At 63.7% G+C, this 21,842-nt stretch carries 15 protein-coding genes; 2 read left to right on the top strand and 13 right to left on the bottom strand.

The annotated features are described in order from the left end of the window. Positions 1–14 precede the first annotated feature (14 nt). From GGR16_RS03620 to GGR16_RS03595, 6 genes are all read right to left on the bottom strand, one after another. Positions 15–968: an ABC transporter substrate-binding protein gene (locus GGR16_RS03620; protein ID WP_019404555.1), complete on the bottom strand. Its 954-nt coding sequence runs from the start codon at positions 966–968 to the stop codon at positions 15–17. 91 nt (positions 969–1,059) lie between these two features. Continuing rightward, the gene (locus GGR16_RS03615) at positions 1,060–2,928 is read right to left on the bottom strand and encodes an amino acid ABC transporter permease/ATP-binding protein (protein WP_183315732.1); all 1,869 of its coding nucleotides are present in this window, start codon (positions 2,926–2,928) and stop codon (positions 1,060–1,062) included. Positions 2,929–2,945: 17 nt separating this feature from the next. Next, positions 2,946–3,491 (bottom strand): GNAT family N-acetyltransferase, encoded by a 546-nt coding sequence (locus GGR16_RS03610; RefSeq protein ID WP_246372804.1) that lies wholly within the window; start codon positions 3,489–3,491, stop codon positions 2,946–2,948. A 27-nt stretch (positions 3,492–3,518) separates the two neighbouring features. Next, entirely contained in the window at positions 3,519–4,706 is a 1,188-nt protein-coding gene (locus GGR16_RS03605) for a M20 aminoacylase family protein (protein ID WP_183315730.1), read from the bottom strand. Continuing rightward, entirely contained in the window at positions 4,703–6,049 is a 1,347-nt protein-coding gene (locus tag GGR16_RS03600; RefSeq protein WP_183315729.1) for an LLM class flavin-dependent oxidoreductase, read from the bottom strand. The genes GGR16_RS03605 and GGR16_RS03600 overlap by 4 nt, the downstream gene beginning before the upstream one ends. A gap of 22 nt (positions 6,050–6,071) precedes the next feature. Then, positions 6,072–7,076 (bottom strand): MsnO8 family LLM class oxidoreductase, encoded by a 1,005-nt coding sequence (locus tag GGR16_RS03595; protein ID WP_183316326.1) that lies wholly within the window; start codon positions 7,074–7,076, stop codon positions 6,072–6,074. Positions 7,077–7,395: 319 nt separating this feature from the next. Here GGR16_RS03595 and GGR16_RS03590 point away from each other — a divergent pair, with 319 nt between their 5' ends. Then, positions 7,396–7,656 carry a helix-turn-helix transcriptional regulator gene (locus GGR16_RS03590; protein ID WP_040405551.1) on the top strand — a complete coding sequence of 87 codons (261 nt, stop codon included), beginning with the start codon at positions 7,396–7,398 and terminating at the stop codon, positions 7,654–7,656. Positions 7,657–8,320: 664 nt separating this feature from the next. Here the strand turns inward: GGR16_RS03590 and GGR16_RS26570 are convergent. Then, positions 8,321–8,683, bottom strand: a complete 363-nt coding sequence (locus GGR16_RS26570) for an autotransporter domain-containing protein (protein WP_425486558.1) — start codon at positions 8,681–8,683, stop codon at positions 8,321–8,323. 281 nt (positions 8,684–8,964) lie between these two features. Here GGR16_RS26570 and GGR16_RS03580 point away from each other — a divergent pair, with 281 nt between their 5' ends. After that, positions 8,965–11,046, top strand: a complete 2,082-nt coding sequence (locus GGR16_RS03580; protein WP_183315728.1) for a 3'-5' exonuclease — start codon at positions 8,965–8,967, stop codon at positions 11,044–11,046. Between the two features lie 2 nt (positions 11,047–11,048). On the opposite strand, the gene GGR16_RS26490 is transcribed toward GGR16_RS03580, so the two are convergent. From GGR16_RS26490 to GGR16_RS03550, 6 genes are all read right to left on the bottom strand, one after another. Continuing rightward, positions 11,049–14,042 carry a DEAD/DEAH box helicase gene (locus GGR16_RS26490; protein ID WP_157672285.1) on the bottom strand — a complete coding sequence of 998 codons (2,994 nt, stop codon included), beginning with the start codon at positions 14,040–14,042 and terminating at the stop codon, positions 11,049–11,051. Continuing rightward, positions 14,039–15,337 carry an EH signature domain-containing protein gene (locus GGR16_RS03570; protein WP_019404567.1) on the bottom strand — a complete coding sequence of 433 codons (1,299 nt, stop codon included), beginning with the start codon at positions 15,335–15,337 and terminating at the stop codon, positions 14,039–14,041. Before GGR16_RS03570 ends, GGR16_RS26490 begins: the two co-directional genes overlap by 4 nt. Positions 15,338–15,411: 74 nt before the next feature. Beyond that, positions 15,412–16,332: an OmpA family protein gene (locus GGR16_RS03565; protein ID WP_183315727.1), complete on the bottom strand. Its 921-nt coding sequence runs from the start codon at positions 16,330–16,332 to the stop codon at positions 15,412–15,414. After that, positions 16,329–18,476 carry an anti-phage ZorAB system protein ZorA gene (zorA, locus tag GGR16_RS03560; RefSeq protein WP_183315726.1) on the bottom strand — a complete coding sequence of 716 codons (2,148 nt, stop codon included), beginning with the start codon at positions 18,474–18,476 and terminating at the stop codon, positions 16,329–16,331. Before zorA ends, GGR16_RS03565 begins: the two co-directional genes overlap by 4 nt. Before the next feature lie 305 nt (positions 18,477–18,781). After that, on the bottom strand, positions 18,782–20,260 hold the full coding sequence (locus GGR16_RS03555; protein WP_183315725.1) for a restriction endonuclease subunit S: 1,479 nt from the start codon (positions 20,258–20,260) through the stop codon (positions 18,782–18,784). After that, positions 20,257–21,792, bottom strand: a complete 1,536-nt coding sequence (locus GGR16_RS03550) for a class I SAM-dependent DNA methyltransferase (protein ID WP_183315724.1) — start codon at positions 21,790–21,792, stop codon at positions 20,257–20,259. The genes GGR16_RS03555 and GGR16_RS03550 overlap by 4 nt, the downstream gene beginning before the upstream one ends. Between the last annotated feature and the right edge of the window lie 50 nt (positions 21,793–21,842).

Raw genomic sequence — 21,842 nt, 5'->3', positions numbered from 1 at the left:
TTAGGGCCGTGGGGTCAGAACTTGGCAAGGCCGGGCGGGTTGGTGCGCGACTGCTCGACCGCCTCGGAGGAGAGGCACCAGCGGGAGAGCAGCTTGACGTAGTTGCCGTTCTTGATCTGCGCGTTGAGCGCCGTGGTCACGGCATCGGCAAGACCTGCGCCCTTGCGGGTGGCAACCGCGATTTCGGCGGTCGCCGGCCACCCCCCGGCGAAGGTACCAACGAGCCGTGTTTTCTTCTCCCGCGCCGCCTTGAAGGCCGAGGTGGCGTTTGGACCGAGATAGGCGTCGGCGCGGCCCGACTGCAGGGCGAGGTCGAGCACCGCCTCGTCGTCGTAATATTGTACCTCGGTCACCGGCAGGCCCTTGCCCTTGTTATCTTCGATCCAGCGCAGCAGGATCTGCTCCTGGTTGGTGCCGGAACTGACGATGATCTTGAGCCCGGCCACGTCTTCGGGCTTGCTGATCTCCGTGATTTTGCTCGTGGTGGCGACGTAGAAGCCGAGCAGATCCTGCCGATAGCTGGAGAAGTCGAACTTGGCCTTGCGTTCCTCCGTCACAGTGACGTTATGGATGACCGCGTCGAACTTGCCTGATTGAAGGCCGAGCGGCCAATCGGCCCAGGCGACGGGGACGAGCAGCAGTTCGAGGCCGAGGCTGTCGGCGACGAGTTGCGCAAGATCCGGCTCGGAGCCGACGGGGGTCCTGGCGTCCGTCGCATAGACCGCGAAGGGCAGGCGACCGGGAACGGAGGCGACGGTAAGCTTGCCCGGCGTCACCAACTTGTATTCCGGCGAAATCCGCGCGATGGCCTCCGGTACCTTCTCGGCGCGAATGCGGCCCGGCTGCGCAGGGCTCAGATCGACCTCCTGCGCCCCGGCCTGAGGAGCCGGGATCGAAACGGTTGCGACGAGGGCGCCCACGGCAAGCGCGGCGAGCTTCGACAGGCGGCTGGAACGGTTGCTGGTCATGAACAATCCTTTCGGTTGATGAGGGTGAGCGCGGCCATACCCGCGCCGTCACGGATGAAGCGAGCCTTCGGGCGACACGCCGGCAGGCGGTTCAGAGCACCTTGGCGAGGAACTCGGCCGTGCGGACGTGGTCCGGCCGGTTGAAGACCTTCTCCGGCGTTCCGGTCTCGAGCACGCGTCCCCGTTCCATGAAGACCACCTGGTCTGCGACCTCGCGCGCGAAGCCGATTTCATGCGTCACGATGACGAGTGTCGTTCCCGACCGCGCGAGTTCCTTGATGACGTCGAGGACCTCGTTGACGAGCTCGGGATCGAGCGCCGACGTCGGCTCGTCGAACAGCAGGACCTTGGGCTTGAGAGCGAGAGCCCGCGCGATCGCGACGCGCTGCTGCTGACCGCCAGACAACTGGCGGGGATAGGCCAGCGCCTTGTCGGCGAGCCCGACACGGGCGAGGAGATCGTGCGCCTCGGCCTCGGCCTCGGCACGGCCGATGCCGCGCACGGCCATCGGCGCCTCGATGACGTTCTCCAGGGCCGTGAGATGGGGGAACAGGTTGAAGGTCTGGAAGACCATGCCGATTTCGATCCGGCGCCGCAGGATGTCCCGCTCCTTCAATTCGTAGAGCGTGTCGCCCTCCTGCCTGTAGCCGACGAGTTCCCCGTCGATGGCGATGAATCCGTCGTCCACCCGCTCCAGGTGATTGATGGCGCGCAGCAGCGTCGACTTGCCCGAGCCGGACTGCCCGAGGATGGCGGTGACGCTGCCGGCTGCCACACTCAGCGTCACGTCATCAAGCACCTTGAGATGGCCGAAGCTCTTGGACACCTGGTGGATGGTGATCTCGCCGACCGCTCCCTGCCGCCGGGGAAAGGCCGCGGCCTGCCGGCGCACCTCCGACACGGCCGACACGCGGCCATGCAGGCCAGAACCCATTGCAGGCAGCGTGGGAGCCGTGCCGCGCTCAGCCGCCTCGGCGCGCCTCTCGGTGACCTCCTGCGCGGTCTGATGCGGACGCAGGCGGGCGAGCAGCAGCGAGAGCAATGTCGGCGGCGGATTGCGCAGGGCACCGCGGGCGAAGTGCCGCTCCACCTGCGCCTGTACGATCGACAACACCGTGAGGATGATGAGATACCAGACCGTTGCCACCATCAGCAGCGGAATGACCTCGAGATTGCGCCGATAGATGACTTGGATGGTGTAGAAGAGCTCCGGCAGCGCAAGGATGTAGACGTTGGAGGTGCCCTTCGCGAGGCCGATGATGTCGTTGAAGGCTGTCGGCAGGATGGTCCGCATCGCCTGAGGCAGGATGATGCGGCGTGCCTGGTGGGTGCGCGGCAGTCCGAGTGCCGCGGCCGCCTCCAGCTGGCCTTGGTCGACGGACAGAATGCCGCCGCGGATGATCTCGGAAGCAAAGGCCGCCTGATTGAGCGCAAGACCGATGACGGCGGCCGTGAAGGGGCTGATGAGCTGCGTCGTCGCGTAGCTGAAGAAGGTGATGTCCGTGTAGGGAACGCCGAGCCAGACCGTCTCGTAGAGATAGCCCAGATTGTTGAGGATGAGGAGCAGGACGATCAGCGGGATCGACCGGAAGATCCAGATATAGGTCCACGACAGGCCGGAGAGCAGCGGCGAGCGGGAAACGCGCGCCAGCGCCAGTACCGTTCCGAAGGCGAAGCCGAAGAGCGCGCCAAGGAGCGTCAGCACCAGTGTGCGAGCGAGACCTTCGAGCACCGGTGCGGCGAAGAACCATTCGGCGAAAACGTCCCAACCCCAGCGCGGATTGCCGAGGACGGAATTCAGCACCGCAGCGATGATGACGAGCGAGAAGACGGTGCCGACAGTGCGGGCCGGATAGCGCGCGGGCACGACGCGATAGTGGGAATAGTCGCCGCGAGCACGCGCCTCCGTCTGGGGTGAAGCGATCTTCTTGAAGTCGGCAAAGTCGGTGGAAGCGCTCATGGGATGTCCTCCACGCCTCAGGCCGCAGGAACGCTCGTTGACACGGGGCCGGCGCGAGCAAGGTCGACCGGTTCTTTCCCCACACCGAGCACCTTCTCGAAGGGAAGCTTGCGCCGAACCGCCAGGTCCTCGTCGGGATCGAAGAGGGCCCGATAGCCGGAGGTGAGATAAAGCCCCGTCGCCTCCGGCTGCCGGAAACCGGTGGTTAGATAGATGCGCGCGTAACCTTGACGGAGCGCCTGCGCTTCGAGCTCCGCGAGGAGCCGGCGCGCCAGGCCCTGCCGACGCAGATTGCGGCGTGTCCAGATGCGCTTGAACTCCGCTGTCGTCGCGTCATAGCGCTTGAAGGCGCCGCCACCGATGGTCTCTCCGTCGCGCAGGAGAAGCAGGAAATTTCCCTCCGGCGGCGCGAACGCCTCGGGCGGATAGCGGTTGAGCTCCACGACCGCCCCCTCGCGGTCGAAGAGATCGCCGTAGCGGCTGTCATATTCGTGGATCAGGTCCTCGATCAGCGGTGTGGCGCGGGGATCGAGCGGGGTCGTGTAGATGAACTGGTCGGTCATGCGCATCGCCTCGCGACAGATGGTCGATCAGGAAAGGAAGCTCTCGGCGAGCCTGACCCAGACGGTCGCCGCCGGGATGAGGTTTGCGTCGTTGAAATCGTAGGCCGGGCTGTGCAAGGGCGCGCTGTCGCCGTTGCCTACGAAGATGAAGGCGCCGGGCCTTTCTTCGAGGAAGAAGGCGAAGTCCTCGCTCGCCGTCCGTGGCCGGAAATCGCCGGCGATCGCAGCCACGCCGTGGCTCTCCGCCACGACGGAACGCACGATCTCGGCGTCGCCCGGACGGTTGACGACCGCCGGGAAGCCGCGCTGATACGTCACCTCGGCCGTGGCGCCGAAGCTTTCGGCCTGGGCGCGCACCAGCGCCGGCACACGCGCTTCAAGCAGCGCACGCACCTCCGGCCGGAAGGAGCGCAGCGTGAGCTTCATCTCCACGCTGTCGGGAATGACGTTGGAAGCCGAGCCGCCGTGGATCGCGCCCACCGTGACGACGCCGGCGTCGAGCGGATCGACGTTGCGCGCCACGATGCTCTGCAATGCGGTAATCACATGGGCGCTCGCCACGACGGGATCCACCGTCTCGTGCGGGGCCGCGCCATGGCCGCCCTTGCCGCACACCGTCACGAGCGCCTTGTCCACCGCGGCCATTGCAGGGCCGTCGATGACGGCAAAACGGCCGTTCGCAAGGCCGGGCCAATTGTGCAGGCCGAAAACCGCATCACAGGGAAAGCGCTCAAAGAGCCCCTCCCCGATCATGCGCCGCGCACCGGCGCCGATTTCCTCGGCGGGTTGGAAGATGACGGTAAGCGCGCCGTTGAAGTCGCCGGATTCGGCGAGGTGTCGTGCCGCGGCGAGCAGAATCGCCGTGTGCCCATCATGGCCGCAGGCGTGCATCGCGCCCGTCTGCCGGCTCGCCCAGGGCAGCCCCGTCGCCTCGATGATGGGCAGCGCGTCCATGTCGGCCCGGAGGCCGAGATGCCGCAGCCCGTTGCCGCGCCGCAGCGTACCGACGACGCCGGTGCCGCCGATGCCGGCGGTCACCTCATATCCCCAGCGTGCAAGGAACTCCGCCACGATGGCGCTCGTGCGATGCTCCTCGAAGGCCAGCTCCGGGTGCCGGTGGAGGTCGCGCCGCAACGCCACGAATTCATCGGCGAAGGCGCCAATCGCCGCCTGGACTGCCGTGGCGCGCTCGATGCCGGAAAGTCGGCCGGTCATCGCGCCGCTCGCCTCTGCTCCGGCACGGGCGCACCGACGGCATAGCGGCTCTCCTTGCGCGGCAGGCCGAGATGGTCGCGCAGCGTCTTGCCGGGTAGCGTGCGGGCGTAGCGGCCGCGCGCCTCCAGCACCGGCAGCACGTGGACTGCGAAATCGTCGAACCCCTCGGCGATGACGGAAAAGCCGAGGATGAAGCCGTCCGCCGCCCCTTCGTCGATCCAGCGGATGATCTCGCCCGCGACCGTCTCGCCCGCGCCAATGAAATTGGGCTTCGGCGTCGCTACCTCGAGCGCCACGTCGCGCAGGGTGGAGCCGTTGCGGCGCGCGTTCGCCTTGATGCGGTCTGTCGTGGAACGGAAGCTGTTCTTGCCGAGATCGCCGATGTCGGGGAAAGGCGCGTCCAGCGGGTACTGGCTGAAGTCGTGATGATCGAAATAGCGGCCGAGATAGGCGAGCGCCTCCTCGATGGAGATGAGATCGCGGATCACACGGTATTTCGCCTCCGCCTCGGCGTCGCTCGCCCCCACGATCGGAGCGATGCCTGGAAAGATCTTCACGTCGTCGGCATGGCGGCCGTGGGCTACAGCACTTGCCCTCACCTGCTGGCGAAAGGCGCGAGTCTCCTCGAGCGAGGGCGAATGGGTGAAGACCGCATCCGCATATTTGCCGGCCAGACCGATGCCGGCCTCCGAGGATCCCGCCTGGAAGATGACGGGCTGCCCTTGCGGCGAGCGGCCGATGTTGAGCGGACCGGCGACCTGGAAGAAACGTCCGTTGTGATCGAGCGCATGGAGCTTGCTGCTGTCGAAGAACTGCCCGCTCTCGCGGTCGCGGACGAAGGCGTCATCATCCCAGCTGTCCCACAAGCCCTGCGCGACCGTCAGATATTCGTCGGCGATCTCGTAGCGCAGCGCGTGCTCCGGGTGCTGCCGGCTGTAGTTCCTGGCTGTGCCTTCCAGCGGCGTCGTCACGACGTTCCAGCCGGCACGCCCACCGCTGATGAGATCAAGCGACGCCAGCTGGCGCGCCACGGTGAAAGGGTCCGAATAGGAGGTCGAGACGGTGCCGGCGAGGCCGATCTTCGACGTCCGCGTGGCGAGCGCCGACAGGATCGTCAGCGGCTCGAAGCGGTTGAGGAAGTGCGGGATGGACTTTTCGTTGATGTAGAGCCCATCAGCGACGAAGGCGAAGGCAATGCCGTTGTCCTCGGCCTTGCGCGCTGTCTCGACGTAGAAATCGAGATTGACGCTGGCATCCGCCGGACCACTTGGATGTTTCCAGGAATTCATATGGCCACCGGCACCGTTCAACATGATGCCGAACCTGATGTCATTGGTGCTCATCGCGCTGCTCCGCTCGCGTTGTTCAGACTGCAAGAGACGATTGGTAGACGCTCGCCAGAAGTTCGATCGACGACAGGCGGGAGATCGGGTCGGCTACGGGGAGGTCAATGACGAACTCGCGGATGCCATGACGGGCCGCCAGGCCATCGAGCTCGCGCTTCACGTGCTCAGCCGTTCCGGTCGCGACGTAGGGCACTCGCTCCTCGACGCGGTAGTCGTCCGCGCCGGCCTGACGTGCGAACTCCGCCGCCATCTCATGCGTGCCCACATTGGCGCTCTGCCCGTTCGGCAGATGCACCTTGTAGATGCGCAACCGCTCGACGCGCGCCAGCGCTTCCTCCAGCGTCTCGGCCGCGAAGGCATGGATCGCCAGCAGAGGAGCGCGGCCGGTCAGTTGACGATACGCCTCAACCGAACGGGCGAGATGGCCGGGATCGCCGTCGAAATGTCCGGCATAGGCGAAATCCCAGCCGTGCTGCGCGGCCAGGGTTGCCGTCTCGGGCCCCGTTCCGAGAAGGATGCGCTGCGGGGGCTCCGCCGGGATCGGCGTTGCCACTGCGCCCGCAAGCGGATGATCGGGCGCCGTTAAACCGGTCAGGAAAGCGTCGAGATCCGCCAGCCTCGACGCGAAGCTCGGCGGCTCGGACCTGTCGTGAAGAACCTGCAGGGCCTTCGTCGACAGCGGTAGGCCGCCCGGAGCCTTGCCGATACCGAGGTCGACCCGGCCGGGCGCGAGTGCCGCGAGCACGTTGAAGGTCTCCGCCACCTTGTAGGGGCTGTAGTGTTGCAGCATGACCCCGCCGGAGCCGATGCGGATGCGCGACGTATGGGCCAGGAGATGGGCCACCAGTATCTCTGGCGCGGAGGAAGCGTGACGCTCCGTGCCGTGGTGCTCAGCCACCCAGAAACGCCGATAGCCCAAGGCTTCGGCGCGCTTGGCGAGCGCGATGGTGTGACCGAGCGCCTCGGCCGCGGTTGCCCCCTCGGGAACGGGGCTCTTATCAAGAAGCGAGAGTGCATATGGCATGGTGATCAGAACCGGCTCGAGCGCGCGAAATCTCCTTCGGAGAAACTCCGGCGCTGTGTCGGGGGAAGATGGACGGCGTGGATTAGAGGCGGAGGTCCGCCTCGGCGGTGTTACGGCGGGCAGCGCGCCGAGAAGCCCTGCCGCTGACAACAAGGTCGAAAGCAGGCCGCGCTCGATGGACGGCACCACCCAAGCAGGCGCCATGGAAGGATGGGCCCCTGCCTGATCGGGAAACGAAGGCGACGGCCGAACGAAATGTGCAACCCGTCATGATCATTCTATAATGTTGATAGATTTTATAGACTAATGCAAGTGCGAAATTCAGGAGCGGCTTCACCCACCCGACCGCCGAACCGAGCTGCGCGAGATCGTGCCGTTGGCGGACACGACCATCTATGAGCTGGAACAGCGGGGGGAGTTTCCGCGGCGGTTCTTCCTCACACCCCGATGCGTCGTGTGGGACCTGGCGGAGGTCGAAGCCTGGATCGAGGAACGCCGGCAGGCTTCCGAGTCGGCGACGATCAGGCGGGCGCCCTCCCCCGACGTCCGGAAACGCAAGACCAGGCCGGTTCGGCGGTAGTCGACCCAGGCGTGACTTCCAGGCCGTCCGAGTCTTCTGGTAAGGCCCCCTGGGGGCCCGGCTCGTTTTCTCCGATGCAAGGCTATGGCAGCGCAGCCCATCGACCGGATTGCGTCGTCAACGGAGCACCTTTGAATGCGGGAAACGGCCTCCAGACATCCAGCGGTGCGGCACGTACTTCGCTACGGTTCCAAGCGTAGTCACTAGCTATCAGGCAATCCTCTTTAGAGGCCAGAACCCGCCCTTTCCGAGACCATCTGGAGCGTCGCGTTTGGGGCCGGAACGAGACTGGCCGCTTCTGGAGAGCGAGTCCAAGAAAGCAGACTTACGCTTGCGGTCGATCATACGGTTGCAGTTCGAATCTCGTCCGGCGGGCCGCACTGATGAGAGGAGCAATACGTCTACGCTATAGCTCTATGAACGGGCGCACCATGGGGAGCCATGAGCGTTGTGGCGGGTCAGCCTGAAAGAACAGCAAAGCCCCATTGGGGCATCGGCCTTCTACCCGGATTGCCCCGCTTTCGACGGTCCGGGTCCGGCTATGCTCGCTTCGGCGCTTCGGCCACCCACAGCGGCGTGAGGTGTGGAGCAGAAGAGAACGGTCCGGCGGAAGGGCGTCTGGCCGTTCCGCGTGCGACCCGGAGAGGGTTGGGAGGTTATCAGGTCACACGCAAGCCGCTATTGCCACGCCAGGTCTTTTGATCGGGCTCAGCGATGTCCCTGAGATAGGAGACGTTGCCCCACAGGCCCACGGTCTCCGTGACCTGCGCCGAAATCCCGCCCGCGATTTCGACCGCGGTCGCGTCCTGGCCGCCCGACGCAGCGCCGTGCCGGAAAAGGTGGTCTTGTCCGTGCCGAGAATCTCGTGCCAGAGGTTCGCCGTCAGCGACGGCTTGATCATCATGCCGCCCGCCGCGAAGGCGCCGGCGAGGCGAACGCCCAGGCGACCGGAAAGGGCGCCCGGCGTGTCGTAGTCGATGATGGCGAAGCGGTCCTGCGTGCGGTCGAAGGCCATGTGCTGCCACACGAGCTGATCCTGCGGCTCCAGCGCCAGGCCGTCCGGTCGGGCAATCTTTTTGCGCCGATCGAAAGCACCAGTGAGATTACAAACTACATCAAAGATCGGTTCGGCTAGATGAGCCGCAATTTCATGCTATATCGGTCCTTTAGCTCGGGTCAGCCCTCCTGAACAGCCAAGGATCCATGGAGGCCGATTGGGGTGTCGGTTGCAAACGGTCGGCTATCAATCGAGTCCAGAGGATAACCGCCATCAGTAGCCGGCCCCTGGCGTTTTGGTGGAGGCTGAACTTGACTCATTCTGCAGCATTGTCGGCGTCGGGTGGACTTGACCAGACCCAGCTCGCCTTCGTGAATGCCGCGGAACCCGACATCCGGCTCCTCGCGCCTGCTGGCAGCGGCAAGACGCTGTCCCTGCTACACCGGTGCACCGAACTGCATCGTCGCTCGAACGGCAGATCGTCCTACCTGATCGTATCGTTCACCCGGGCGGCGCGCGACGAATTGCGCGCCCGCCTGGGTGATCCTGCCTTCGCAGGATTCGCCAGCCGCGCCGATGTGGTCACCCTGAACGGTTGGGGGCACAGGCGGCTGCGCGCGATGTCAGGCGCTCCGCGGCTCCATGTGTCGGAGTTCGAGCTAGGATCACTGGTCAAGAACGTGCTGGCTCCGGCGTGGTCGTCCGTGCCCGCGCTTGAGAAGGGCATGAAGCACCAGCCGTTCAAGCTGCCGAAACTGCTCGCGGGCCTTCTCGACATGATGAAGACTCTCGGTTTCGACCATGAGGATGGCTCGCTGCGCATGGCCGACGACCGGCTCGATGCGCTTGAGCAGCTCGGGCTGCTGCCTCTGCTTGAGGATTACATGGTTTGCCTCGAGGATCTCGGCGTACTTGCGACCCGCCGCTGGGAACCGTTCCTCGAGGTCGCGCTGCCCTACTTCAACGCGGCCTGCCTGCAGCAGTTCGCGACGGGATCCTTCACGCTCGAGGACCAGAAATACGGGGCGTGGCTCGACCAGCGGCGACAGGTACAGGCAGGCAATCTTCCGACGCCGGACGAGCGCATCTGCGAGATCCTCGTCGATGAGTTCCAGGACATCAATCCGCTAGATCTTGCACTGATCCTTTCGATTGCCGAGCGCAACAGGTCGGCCCTCACCATCGTGGGCGACGACGACCAGGCGATCTTCGAATGGCGCGGTGCGGCTCCGGACTTCATCCTCGAGCCGGAGCGACACCTGAAGCGCCCCTTCGCAACCTATATCCTGGAGAAGAACTATCGAAGCCCACGCAACATCGTCAAGAAATCGGCGCGACTGATCGCGCACAACCAGCGTCGCGTGGAGAAGGCGATGCATCCGGTTTCGAGCGTCGATGCCCATATCACCATCTACGCGGGCGACACGTTCATCGACTCGGTGGAGAACGTCCTCGCGGAAATCCGCGACTTCGTCGGTCGCAAGTCGCCTGGTGCGCGCATGGCGCTCCTGTCGCGCAAGCGCGCCCAGTTGATCCCTTACCAAATCCTGCTGGCACGCGAGGACATTCCGTTCTGCGCAGCCGAGGATCTCCACCTCTTCCTGTCCGACACCTTCGACCGGCTGGTCGGCGCCCTCAGGACCCGCACCATGGCGGGCCTCGGCATTGCGGTGCCAACGATCGTCGACGACGTAATGGCTCTCTGTCATTCGGTACAACGCTATCCACTGCGGAAGGTGGAGGCCGATGCGATCGCCAAGCACCTGAGATCAGTGCGTCCCAAATCCTACGATGCGGCGATCGACCAGTTGCAGATCTACGAAGGGCCGATCCGGGGGCAGACGGACGATGGCGCGACCGCCGCGAGTTTCGCCAGGAAGCTGCGCCAGTTGATCCACGCGCCGACGGTCCGGACCGCGATCGAAGCGCTGCAGACGCTCTACTCGGGCTTCAAGAAGGACTATGGACGGAGCGTAGAGGACATCTTCCTTGCCGATCCACCATTTGCCTATCTGGTCGAGTTTTCCGAGAGCTATGGTGAGGACTTCCAGGGTTTCGTCGACGATCTCGAAAAGGCGAAGGATACGCTGGTGCGATTGCCGGGCATGGATTCCGACGACGGGGCGGACGCGCTGTGGAAGAAGCCGGTTCACCTCATGACGGCGCTGCGGGCCAAGGGGCGGGAGTTCGACACCGTCGCGATGCTGGACGTCGTGGACGGCATCTGGCCGCTGCGCGCAGCAAAGTCGGAGCGGGCGCTAGAGGCCGAGCGGCGGCTGTTCTATGTCGCCATGACCCGTGCCAAGAAGCGGCTGATCCTCACATCGGCGCGGCGCATCGGCGATCACGTCACCATCCCGTCGCCGTTCCTGGCTGAAGCAGCACTGCCTTGAATTCAGCTCCTCGCGATCGACTGTCCGAACAGGGTCTCTACATCTCCATCCTCGACCGGCGGCAAAAGCATGTCGCGCGACAGCCGTCGCTTCCGTTCGAGGAGGGCGTTCAGCCGCACGTCGAACGAGGATTCGCCGTAGTCCCGGTGAACGGCGATTGGGATATGCACGGTGACCGACTTCTCCTGGCCGATCCGATAGCAGCGGTCGTTGCACTGGTCCTCGACTGCCGGATTCCACCATCGCGACAGATGGATGACGTGGTTGGCGGCAGTGATCGTCAGACCGATGCCGGCGGCCTTGGGAGAGAGGACAAGAAGGTCGAAGGGCTGGGGAGAGGACTGGAAGCGATCGACGATCTCTAGCCGCTTCTCGCCAGGTATCGAGCCATTGATGGTGGCCGGTTGACGGTCCAGACCCAGGTGGGTTGCGATTGCCGAGGCGAACAGGGCCTGCACCTCAAGGTCCTCGACGAAGACCAGCACCTTTTCGCCCGATACCCGGAGCTTTTCGAGGACTTCGACGGCGTGCTGCATGCGGGCAGACCGGGCGATCCAGTTCCTCACGGACATCTTGTCGAGCGGGTCGCAATCGGAGGCGCCCGACGGATGCAGAGAAACGCCGCGAAGTGCGTGGATGGCGCGAAGCATGTCACCCTTCGTGGTGCCCCCCACCTGGGCGCGCAGCACCGCAGCAGCATAGGCCTGCGCCTGCTCTGGGGGCATAGTGACGCAAGTCGTGACGAAGTCCCGACTCGGCAGGCCTTCCAGGATCTCCGTCTTCATGCGCCTGAGAAGCACCGGCGGCGTGCTCTCCTTCTGCGGCCGGTCGAGCTTGGACTTCAACCGCTTCAGGTTCTCCTCGTCGCCATTCTCATAGGTGGCGACGAAGGCCTTCAGGTCGCCCAGGTAACCCGGGACCACCCGGTCCATGATGCACCAAAGATCGGCCAGCCGGTTCTCGATGGGCGTACCTGTGAGGCCGAGGACGAAGTCAGCGTTCATCGCCTTGGCCGACTGGGTGTTGATGGCCCCGGGTGACTTGATCTTCTGAGCTTCGTCGAAGACCGCTACGCTGAAGGCGACCCGGGCGAAGGCGCGGTGGTTGTCCGCCAGCGTCTCGTAAGTGGTCAGCACCCAGTTGGCAGCACGCAGCCTGGTTACGTCGAGCGCCGTCTCCGGGGTCCAGTGCTCGTCTTTCCGCGTCTTGAGATGCCGGAGAGAGGAGCCGAACGCATCAACCCGTTCGCCGAGCGCTCCGGGCGTCAGGTGGCGTTCGGCCTCCTCGATCCAGTTCCGCAGGAGGGCTGTTGGGGCGACGACGAGGATCGGCCTGTTCTGGGCACCCCGATCGAGCCCCTGTTGGAGGCGGTTCTTCCTTACCCAGGCAAGGAAGGCGAGTGCCTGAAAGGTCTTCCCCAATCCCATGTCGTCGGCAAGCAGAGCGCCGGGCCATCCGGCCCGATAGCAGGCGACGAGCCAGTCGAATCCCACGGTCTGATGCGGCTTCGGGCGCGTCGACACGAGCGTAGGCACTGGTAGCGCGGGGGCAATGGCGACCGCGCGCGGAGCGTAGGTGACAGCGAACTCCTCGCTGTCGAGGTTCTGCCGGATGACCAGTCGCTCGTCGGCCGCCGACGCGTCGTCGTCGCTCGTGTCTTGACCTGGCGGCTCGGGCTGGTCTTCCTCGGCGGGAGCCGGCTCGTTCCCAAGACGATCGAGACCAAGGGTCTCGAAAGCATCCTGCACGTCGTCGACCCTTAGGGAGCGATCTTCCACAGTGATGTACTCGACGCCCTCCTCGCAGGCTTGGGCGACCTCGCTCTTCAGTGTCTGGAAGAGCTCCCTGTCCATCTCGATCGTTTCCTGCCCTATCTGGACGGGAAAGCGCTCCGGCAGCCATTGGCCGGCTTTGTTTTTCAGCCAGGGAAGCGGAGGGGGCTCCCACACACCCAAGCCGAGCACACGTTCGGAATACTGCCAGGTCTCGACCAGCAGAGACATGGCCGCTTCGTGGCTTTTGTCCCCTATTGCTTCCGCGATGTCTGCACGTGGGTTCTTCAGGAAGGCGATGCGCTCCGCCTTTGGTGCAGCCCGCTTCTTGCGCACGACGTCGAGGGCGATCTTGAGCGACGGGTCGAGGACCAGATAGGTGTTCCGGTCCAGCACATAGGCGTCACGGCTCTGCGCCTCTCCGGCGAAGACCTCGCGCGCAAACCGCCGCTGCAGAGGCTCCGGCAGCAGCGCGTCCGAAACGAGATCGCGCTGGACGGGCTCAGCCTCGCCGCCGTCCGCGCCTTCCGGAGCTGGCGCATCGTCGTTGAGGCTCGCCGCTTTCTCGCGCCCCATGACGACCGGAAGGAAGTCCGGTCCATAGGGCGTCTCGAACACATCAAGGGCGACCGCGCCGGCCTGATAGACTGTGAGGCTGGTCAGGAAACGGTCGTCGGTCCGAACCTCCTCGCCGGCGGTTCGCCGCAGCGCTGCCTGCACCGGAGCCCAGGCGGCGATGCGTGTCTCGGCCTCACTGCCCTCCGTCGAATTATAGGCGTCGATCGCTTCCATCAGCTCGTAGAGCGGACCGGAAAGGCGCCCCTCCCGGGTTCCCCATCGGGCCAGGGCGCCGATGCGCTCCATCCTGACCTTGCGATCGTCCGCGTCGTACCAGCTGGCCCGGATGCGGGCGCGCGGGTCGGTCATGATGCCATCGAAGGCGAGGGTGATGGAGAGTGTGCCCAGGGACGGAAGCCCCAGCGCCTCGGCCACGGTGGCCGGAAGGGCGGCAACGGCGGGATGTGCAAGCAGAATGCCGCCGTCGCGGGCCAGGCCTTCGCCAGAGTCCAGGCAGGCGAGCAGATAGCGGGCGGCGGCGCCTTCCCGACCGTCGACCTGCGGCCAGTCCTTGACCGGGAGGAGTTCCGAGCCGAGAAGTCGACGGCGGTGGAGCATCAGGAGGACACCGTCATGCTTGGCTTCGTGGGCGTAGCTAGCCTTCACAGCATGTAGTCCCGGGCGGAGAGGCGCTCGCCGGTCATCATCTTGATCTGCTCTGCCGCCTTGTGCTGCCAGGCATTCGGGCCGGTGTGCGAGCTGTGTCGAATTTCGAGGACCGGGGCATACTGACGTCCATTCTTCAGGAACTCCGTGTCGTACTCGCGCTGGTACAGCTTCGGAGCACCAGCACGTTCCGCGTCATCCCAGAACCGGCATTGCCCGCTGTAGCTCCATTCGGCGCAGACGCCACGGCCGATCCTTAGGAGCAATACCGCGTGGCCCGACTGAACCCCGCCACGGAACCTGCCGAAAGGCGAATTCCTGCCAAACTTCCGATGCGCCTCCGCAGCTCCCTGACCGTCAAGGACGACCCAGGCCTCCCTGATGATGCCGTTGCCGTACATCGTCTCCCAGAAGCGGCGGCGGTACTTCCAGTTCTCGTTCGGATTAACCGCTTCGACAACATCGAGGAATTGTCGAAGCGCCTGTTCCGTGAGCCACAACATCGCGACGTCGCGAGCGTCCGGCGCGTTGACCCAGTTGCCGGGTCTCGTTCGTGGATCGCCCAGCCCCTCCAGTGAGATCAGGAAGTTGAGGATCTGATCCTTGACGGCTTTTTCGGGGGGCCGATCACGGCTGGGAAGCAGAAGCGCATTGGCCACCAGGCCCTTGTGCGCCGCGAAGTTGAGCTGCCGCGTGCCGCTCTTGACCGAGATCGTCTCGATGAATTCCAGTCGATCACCCGGCTGCAGGCGGCGATCCTCCACGGCACGCTCCAGCACGCGGCGCGCGCAGGGCTCGACATAGCCGCCGCCGAGGACCAGTTCCATCAGCAGTCCGTTCTCCTCAAGAACCTGGCGCGGCGACTTGCGCTCGGCGAGGGCGGTATCGCCGACCCGACGAGGACCCTCATCGACGTCGAAGATGTGAAACCGTTTGTTCAGGTCGTCGAAGGGCTTGCCCATGGCGCTCGCCAGGTCGCGCAAGGCACCAGCGACCGCCCGGAGGCCGGGCCGGTCGGGGTGAAAACTGATCAGGTAGGACAGCGCGAGCGCACGTGACGCCCCCTTGTGCCTCAGACTGCGCATTTGCTCCAAGAACGGGGAGAGTGTTGCGGCATCCGCGGCGAGTTGAGTACGCGTCGTCCAGAGGCACCATGCGCCGTCCCGCGCCTGACGGCCAGTCAGCCGCTCTCCGCGAGCCAGCCGGCGGGCGAGGTCACCCGAGACCTCGTCGTAGTCCTTGGCGGAAGGTTCATCGCCAATCATCGCCGGCAGCCGTCTCGCCGCTCTCAGCATCGCAGATTCGACCGAGCGAGGCGGAACTCCGTGTCGCGCCACGAGGTCGGCAATTGCGTCTTTGAAGGCCCCGCTCACTGGGGTACCACACGCTCGGGCTGCGTCGGTGTATCGAGTGCGGCACCCATCGGATTCTGAAGCTCGCTGACCTTTTTCTCCATCTGTTCCAGAAGGATAAGAACCTCGCTCAGCCTTTCGCGCCGGTCGGCTTCCATGACGAAGCGGAGATCGATGCGTCGGTTGATCCGATAGCCTTCGGCGTCGTCCTGTTCGATTGCCGGTCGTGTATAGGCGTAGCCGGAAACTGACAGGATTTCCCGACCCTGCGAGTTCACTAACGCTCGCAAGCCTCGAAAATTGTCGACGATCCGGCGGTAGGTGTTCACGGCACGCTCGGTGGACAACTGCCAGTTCAGGCTGTCCGACCCGGTCTTGTCCGTGTGACCTTCAATGAAGACCGTTTCGACAACATATCCGGTCGAGGGATTGCAGGTCATCCCGCCTGGACAAGCCGTGTAGTCCGGCAGAACGTCGAGCAGGACTTTGGCCACCGCATCAACATTGCGTTGCGCTTCGGCGTCGAGGCGCGAACTCTCCGGCGCGAAACGGATGGCGTCTTCGGCCAGTCGCAGGACGCCGGTATCCTTGTCAATAGTTACCTTGAGTCCGACAACGTCGAGTTTCGCCTTGATGGCTTCCAGAAGCTCGTTGCGCGCCTGGTCTGCCTTGTTGAGCTCTGTGATTTCATTGGCGATCCGCCTTCGCAACTCGGCGATCTGTTCAGCGAGCTCGTTGGCCCTGTTCAGCTGCTCCTGCTGCTCTGCTGTCAGTAGGACAGTTTCGTCGGTTAACTGCCGAAAATTAAGGGCGAAGACCATCAGCATGATGATGAAGATGAAGAGGATGCCGACCATCATATCGGTCATGGAGACGAAGTAGTTTTCGTCCTCCTCGGTATGGCTGTTGTCTTTGTCGCCACTGTCCGCGATGATCATGCGCGAGCTGCCTCGCGATGGCTATGCGCGGCCTCGAGGCTGTCTGCGATGGCCTCGGCGCTGTCCTTGATTTGGGCGAGGAAGGGAGACAGTTTCCCGATCGCTTCCGACAGGCCCTGATCGACACCCCTTACATGGCTCTGCAGCCTGTCTTGCTGCTCTGAGGTCGACCGAGAGAGCGTCTCGACCGCTCGGCCGAGTGCAGTGTCCACCGCGTCGAACTTTGCAGTGAATTCCGTCCAGAAGTCGCTGGACCTCTCGGTTGCAGCGCCTAGGCCAGCGGCGAGGGTCGCAATCGCATCCCGGGCCGCCTCAATCGCCTTTAACGTCGACTCGACGCCCGTCGCCATGCGTTCAGTCGCGCCAGAAAACTTGTCGCTGACGGTCACCAAGGGTGCGGTCGCCGTACGCACGCTTGTCGCGCTCTCGCCGAAGGCTTGCGCCGTCTTCCGTGCCTCTCCAGCAGTCGTTTCGAGTGCCACCTTCTGATTCATCAGCGCGCCTTCTATCGCGCGCATCGATGTCGACAGCTCACCGAAACGCTGGCCAACGGAGGCGAGGGCCTCCTCGACCGCATTGCGCAACTGTGCTGACACCGATCCGACCGTTTCCTGCAAATCAGCCAGCACGGATTTCTGGATTTCAGCGGAATGCGAGACGGAGGCCTCGATCTGCTGCCTCGTGTAGTCTCCCTGTTCGCCCATCGTGCGTTGCATGTTCGTCAGGCTTTCGCCGATCTGGCCGATCTGCCTGTCGAGCTTTTCCATGACGAGACCCATTGCCGCCTCGAGCTTCGCAGACGCCCCGCCCGCTGCAGCCCCGAGCGAGGCATCCATTTCAGCGTTGGCCTTTTCCATAGTCTGGCGAAGGGTTTCGACGACTGCGGTCAGGGCATCGCGGCTCTGACCGGAGCTTGTTTCAAAACTCTGGCCGGCGCGTTCCACCATGCGGTTCATGTTCTCAGCTGCCTCCGCCAGCTTAGCCGAGAAATCGTCGCCGCTGCCGCGCAGGCCGCCTTGCATCTCGACCATAGACATCTGCAGCTGTTTCAGCGTCGCGGCAAGTTCGCGCATTTCGGTTCCGGCGCCATGCTGAAGTTGGTTAGTGAAGGACTCGAGCATCTTCTGCACGCCGTCTTGGCTACTTGCAGACAGGTTGCCAACGGCATTGCCGATCTGCTCGGTCACTGGTGCCATGGCATCTGCGATCGCCGCGTTCAGTCGCGGCGCGATCTCCGAACCCATGCGGGCGAAGAACTCGCCCTGCGTGATGTCCTTTAGTTGTACGAGTTGCTCCTGCATGGTGCGGCTCATCTCCATGGAGATCGCCTGTGGTGCGGCATAGAGAAGACCGCGCTCCAGCAAGGCGTTAAAGCGGCCGAAGGAACCCTCGATCAGGATGAAAAACCAGCGGAAAAATATCGACAGCACGATCGAGGCAGCGAGGCCGGCGATAGAGGTCGAGAACTTGAAGGTCGCGATCCGCAGCAGACCCGCCATCTCTGCGGCCATGATGTCCGCGTCGCCTGCGCTCGCCGCGGCGCCCGCCTTGTAGAGAGCGAAGACCAAGCCCACGAAGGTGAGCAGCAGCCCGATGCCGACGAAATATCCCGGCACAGCATTCATCATCTTCAGGCCGCCGAGCCGCTCTCGCGCGAGCCCCGGGTTGAAGAAGACCTGGGGCCGTACGGTGTTGCCGATCGCTCGGTCACTGTCCTTGTCGAAGAGCGTCTCCTCGAACTCGATCCAGGCATGGCCGATCAGCCAGTTGCTCTCAAGTCTCTGGTTCAGACTCTCGAAATTGATCGCGAAGCTCCTGCGGGTTTCCGCGCGTTTCCTATCCCGACCTTGCGCTGTGGAGACCAGCCGCGTTGCCCGCCAGAGCGTGAACAACACCGGCACGACGTGGAGCAGGAAGAACGCGACTGCAAGTCCGGCCGCGAAGCAGGCCAGAATTGCGGCCAGTGCGTAGGCGAAGGCCGGCTCACTTACGAGATCGATATTCCCGCGGATAGCATCGACGATGGTGCTCGCAGCCAGCCTATAGTTGACAAGCGGAAAAAAGATCTCGGTGCAGGCAACTGCCAAGACGGGAATCGCCCAGAAAAATGCAAGACGCAGAAGGCTAATGAAGAACTTCACCACGATACCCCCGCCCTTCTAAGGGGAGTGACTTTGGGCCAGTCGAAGGGGTCGTTGCAAGCCGCTTGTTCAACAGGTGGGTCGTGCCCGACGCGAAGGCGGCAGAGTCCCCCGGTGCTCCGCCGAAGTCGGCTCTCCCTTGGTCCCGACCGTGAAGACGTAATCTCCCTCCGACAAGGTCTTTTTTGCCTGGGTGCGGGCCGCCTTGGAGCCAAAGGTCAGCGGCCAGCAAGGATCACCCGGCGGCCCCCAGACATAGGTGAAAAAGACATTCGCCATGTTCCCCCCATCGCCGCTCCGTACCGCTCCTAATGTCGCCCCCGCCCGCGCCTCCCCTTCGGCGCCGCCGCGCGCTCGGCGCGGATGCGTTCGAGCAGTTTTTCGGCGGGCTCATCGTTTTCGTCCTGGGGAACGAGTTCGCCGCGAAAGGCCTTGGCGAGGATCGCCTCGTCCAGCTTGCCCACGAGGTTGAGCGCGCGCCGGGCTTCCGCCGCCAGCCGGTCGATCTTGGCGAAGGCGGATTCGATGCGGCGGACGATTTCGTGTTGTTCTTCGATTGGGGGAGTCGGTATGGCAATTTGCCTGAAGCGGTCCAAGCTTAGCTTCTGCTGAGCAACGCCCTTCGTTTCCTCAAGAATTTGCTCCTTAACAATATTCGAGCGGATCGCCCAGTAGAGAAACTTAGAGAAAGTAAGCTCCAGGTGGGGACGCACCTTTATGCAGTCTGCTGTGATGACTGCCGCTGCCTGCTCGTTTGGAAATATTGCGGTATCTCCGGGTGGATCACCCATCTTCGTAATCAACAGGTCGCCGCCGGTCACCGAGTGCTGGTGCAACTCGTCAGCTTTCGCTTCGCTAATGAATACAGCGTTCTCAAGTGAGAAATTCTCCCGTCTGATGTCTCTCACAAAAACCAGCCTCACACCCCTCGCCCGATAGTCCCCCTTTACAAGATTGCTGCCGAAAGGTCCGATCCCTATCGAGTAGGGGTCATCAGAAGCAAGCTCATCCGGTGAAATCCAACGCCACGTCTCTGGTAGTACAGCCTGCGGCACTCCGCTGGCGGCTTTTCGACGCGCGAGCTTCGGCGAATTTCGGCGGCTACTTCTTATAAATTTCAGAACAGCATCTATGGTGTCGCTCTGATTGGCCGCAGCCCTCCACTCCCGCGTCAACTCACCGCTGAACGCTTTGCTGAGCACGGCCTGCTTGTAGCGGGAGACGAGGGTTTCGATGCGGGCGAGTTCGGTGCGGGCGCGAGCGGATTTCGCGTTCAGCGCATCCAGCTTGGCCGCGATGCGCTTTTGCTCGGCCAAGGGTGGGAGGGCCAGTACCGTTGCTTCCAAGAACTGCTTGGGGACTCGGCGCTGTCCTACCGCCCCGGTCATGGAGCGTTCTGCCAGCTTTCTGAAGCTCTTGCGGCGCAAAAACCGCCATAGGTAGTCGGGTTCGACAGCACCTTTGGACCTAAGTACATGAAACTCCGTGGAGCCGCATGCCATACCATTCGCGAGATCACGCGCAACCGCAATCTTCCCATTTTCCATGCACGGCGTGATCTTTGCGAAAATAACATCTTCATCTGAAAAGTGAGTGTAGCCTTTCCAAACTTCCGAGAGTGGCCGCACGTTCGACTTGTCGGCTATTGTTCCAGTCTCATCGTCCACGGCAGGCATAGGCACGAAGTTTACCTCCAAGGACCGATCTGTTTCCGGATCGTGCTTGGGATTGAACTCGCAAAGGTCATTTAGCGTGATCTCAACCCACCCCCGCGGCATTTCGCTCATTCCGCCGCCTCCGGCAACTCGTCGCCCAGTTCCGCCAGCAGCGCCTCGATCTCCAGAGTCGCCGCCTGCAGATGGCCGAGGATAGCGGCGGCGATGTCGTCGGGTTCGGTCAGGCCTTCTTCCGCCTCCTCCTCCACCTCGCGCAGCCAGGCGATGTCGAGATTGTCGCCGCGGACGGCGATCTCCTTGCGGGTGAATTTCCGCCAGCGGCCGGCCTCGCCTTCGTCCGGTCCCCGCTCGGTGCCGTAGGGGCTCGTGCCAAAGGCTCTTTCGAAATCTTCGAAATGGGCTTCCGTCAGCGGCGTGGTCTTGCCGAATTTTGGCATCTGGGCGCGCAGGTCGTAGATCCAGACGGCCTTGGTGTTGCCAGTCTCTGTCTTGCCGCGTGTGAGGAAGATGACATTGGTCTTCACGCCCTGCGCATAGAAGATGCCGGTCGGCAGGCGCAGGATTGTGTGCAGGTCGCACCAGTCCATCATCATCCGGCGCAGTTCCTTGCCGCGCCCGTCTTCGAACAGCACGTTGTCCGGCACGACGATGGCGGCGCGGCCACCGGGCTTCAGCGCCCTGATGCAGTGTTCGACAAAGGGAAGCTGGTAGGAGGAGACGGTCGCGGTGACGGAGAGATCGTCCCGCGTCGGCGGGGCCCCCGCTGGGCCGAAGGGCGGATTCGTGAGGATGAGATCCGCCCGACCGAGACCTTTGCCTTTGTCGGAGAGCGTATCGCCAAGATTCACATGCTCGCTGTCGATGTCGTGCAGATAGAGATTCATTAAAAGATGGCGCAGAGTGCCCGGCACGTTTTCCATCCCGCGGAAGGCGTGGCGCTTCTGGAATTCCTGTTCCCTCTCGCCGAGCTTGAAATACTGGTCGGTGCGGGCGCGCATGTAGCGGTCGGCTGCGATCAGGAAGCCACCCGTTCCCGCTGCCGGGTCCTGAATCACCTCGCTGGGCTGAGGCTGCATGAGGCGGACAAGCACCTGGATCAGCGGGCGGGGTGTGAAATACTGCCCGGCGCCACGCTTGGATTCTTCGGCGTTTTTCTGCAACAGGCCTTCGAAGAGATCGCCGAACTGGTCGCGCTCCTCGGAGAACCAGTCGAGTTCATCGATGGCGGTGACGAGCGTCGTCAGGTTCTGCGGTTCGCGGATGAAGGTCGAGGCGTTGTCGAAGATCTCCTGCACCATTTCCGGCAGCGGCCGTGCATCGGCATAGCGCTTGCGCTCGTCCGGCGCAGCGTTTTCGCCGGGCGGCAGGACGAGCGCGTCGTCCTTGCCGAGGCGGGTGCTGGTGGCGCCGAGCGTGACCAGAACCTTACGGTAATGCTCCAGCTTGGCGAGGCCATTTGCGGCGACCAGATCCGCCCAGCGCATGGTCTTCGGCAGGCTGCCCGTCTCCCGGTTGCGCTCGGCCATCATCTTCAGGAACAGCAGATAGGTCAGCTCGGTAACATATTGCTGATAGGTGATGCCGTCTTTGCGCAGGACCGTGCAGAGGCGCCAGAGTTTCTGGACGATGGCATTGGCATTCATGGCGTGATTCTACCGGATCAGGGATCGCGGCTGCGTTTGTAGCGAGCGGG

The sequence above is a fragment of the Chelatococcus caeni genome (assembly GCF_014196925.1).
Taxonomy (GTDB): domain Bacteria; phylum Pseudomonadota; class Alphaproteobacteria; order Rhizobiales; family Beijerinckiaceae; genus Chelatococcus_A; species Chelatococcus_A caeni.
Note: the sequence above shows the minus strand (reverse complement) of the source record. Positions and strands in the feature narration are given on the sequence as shown.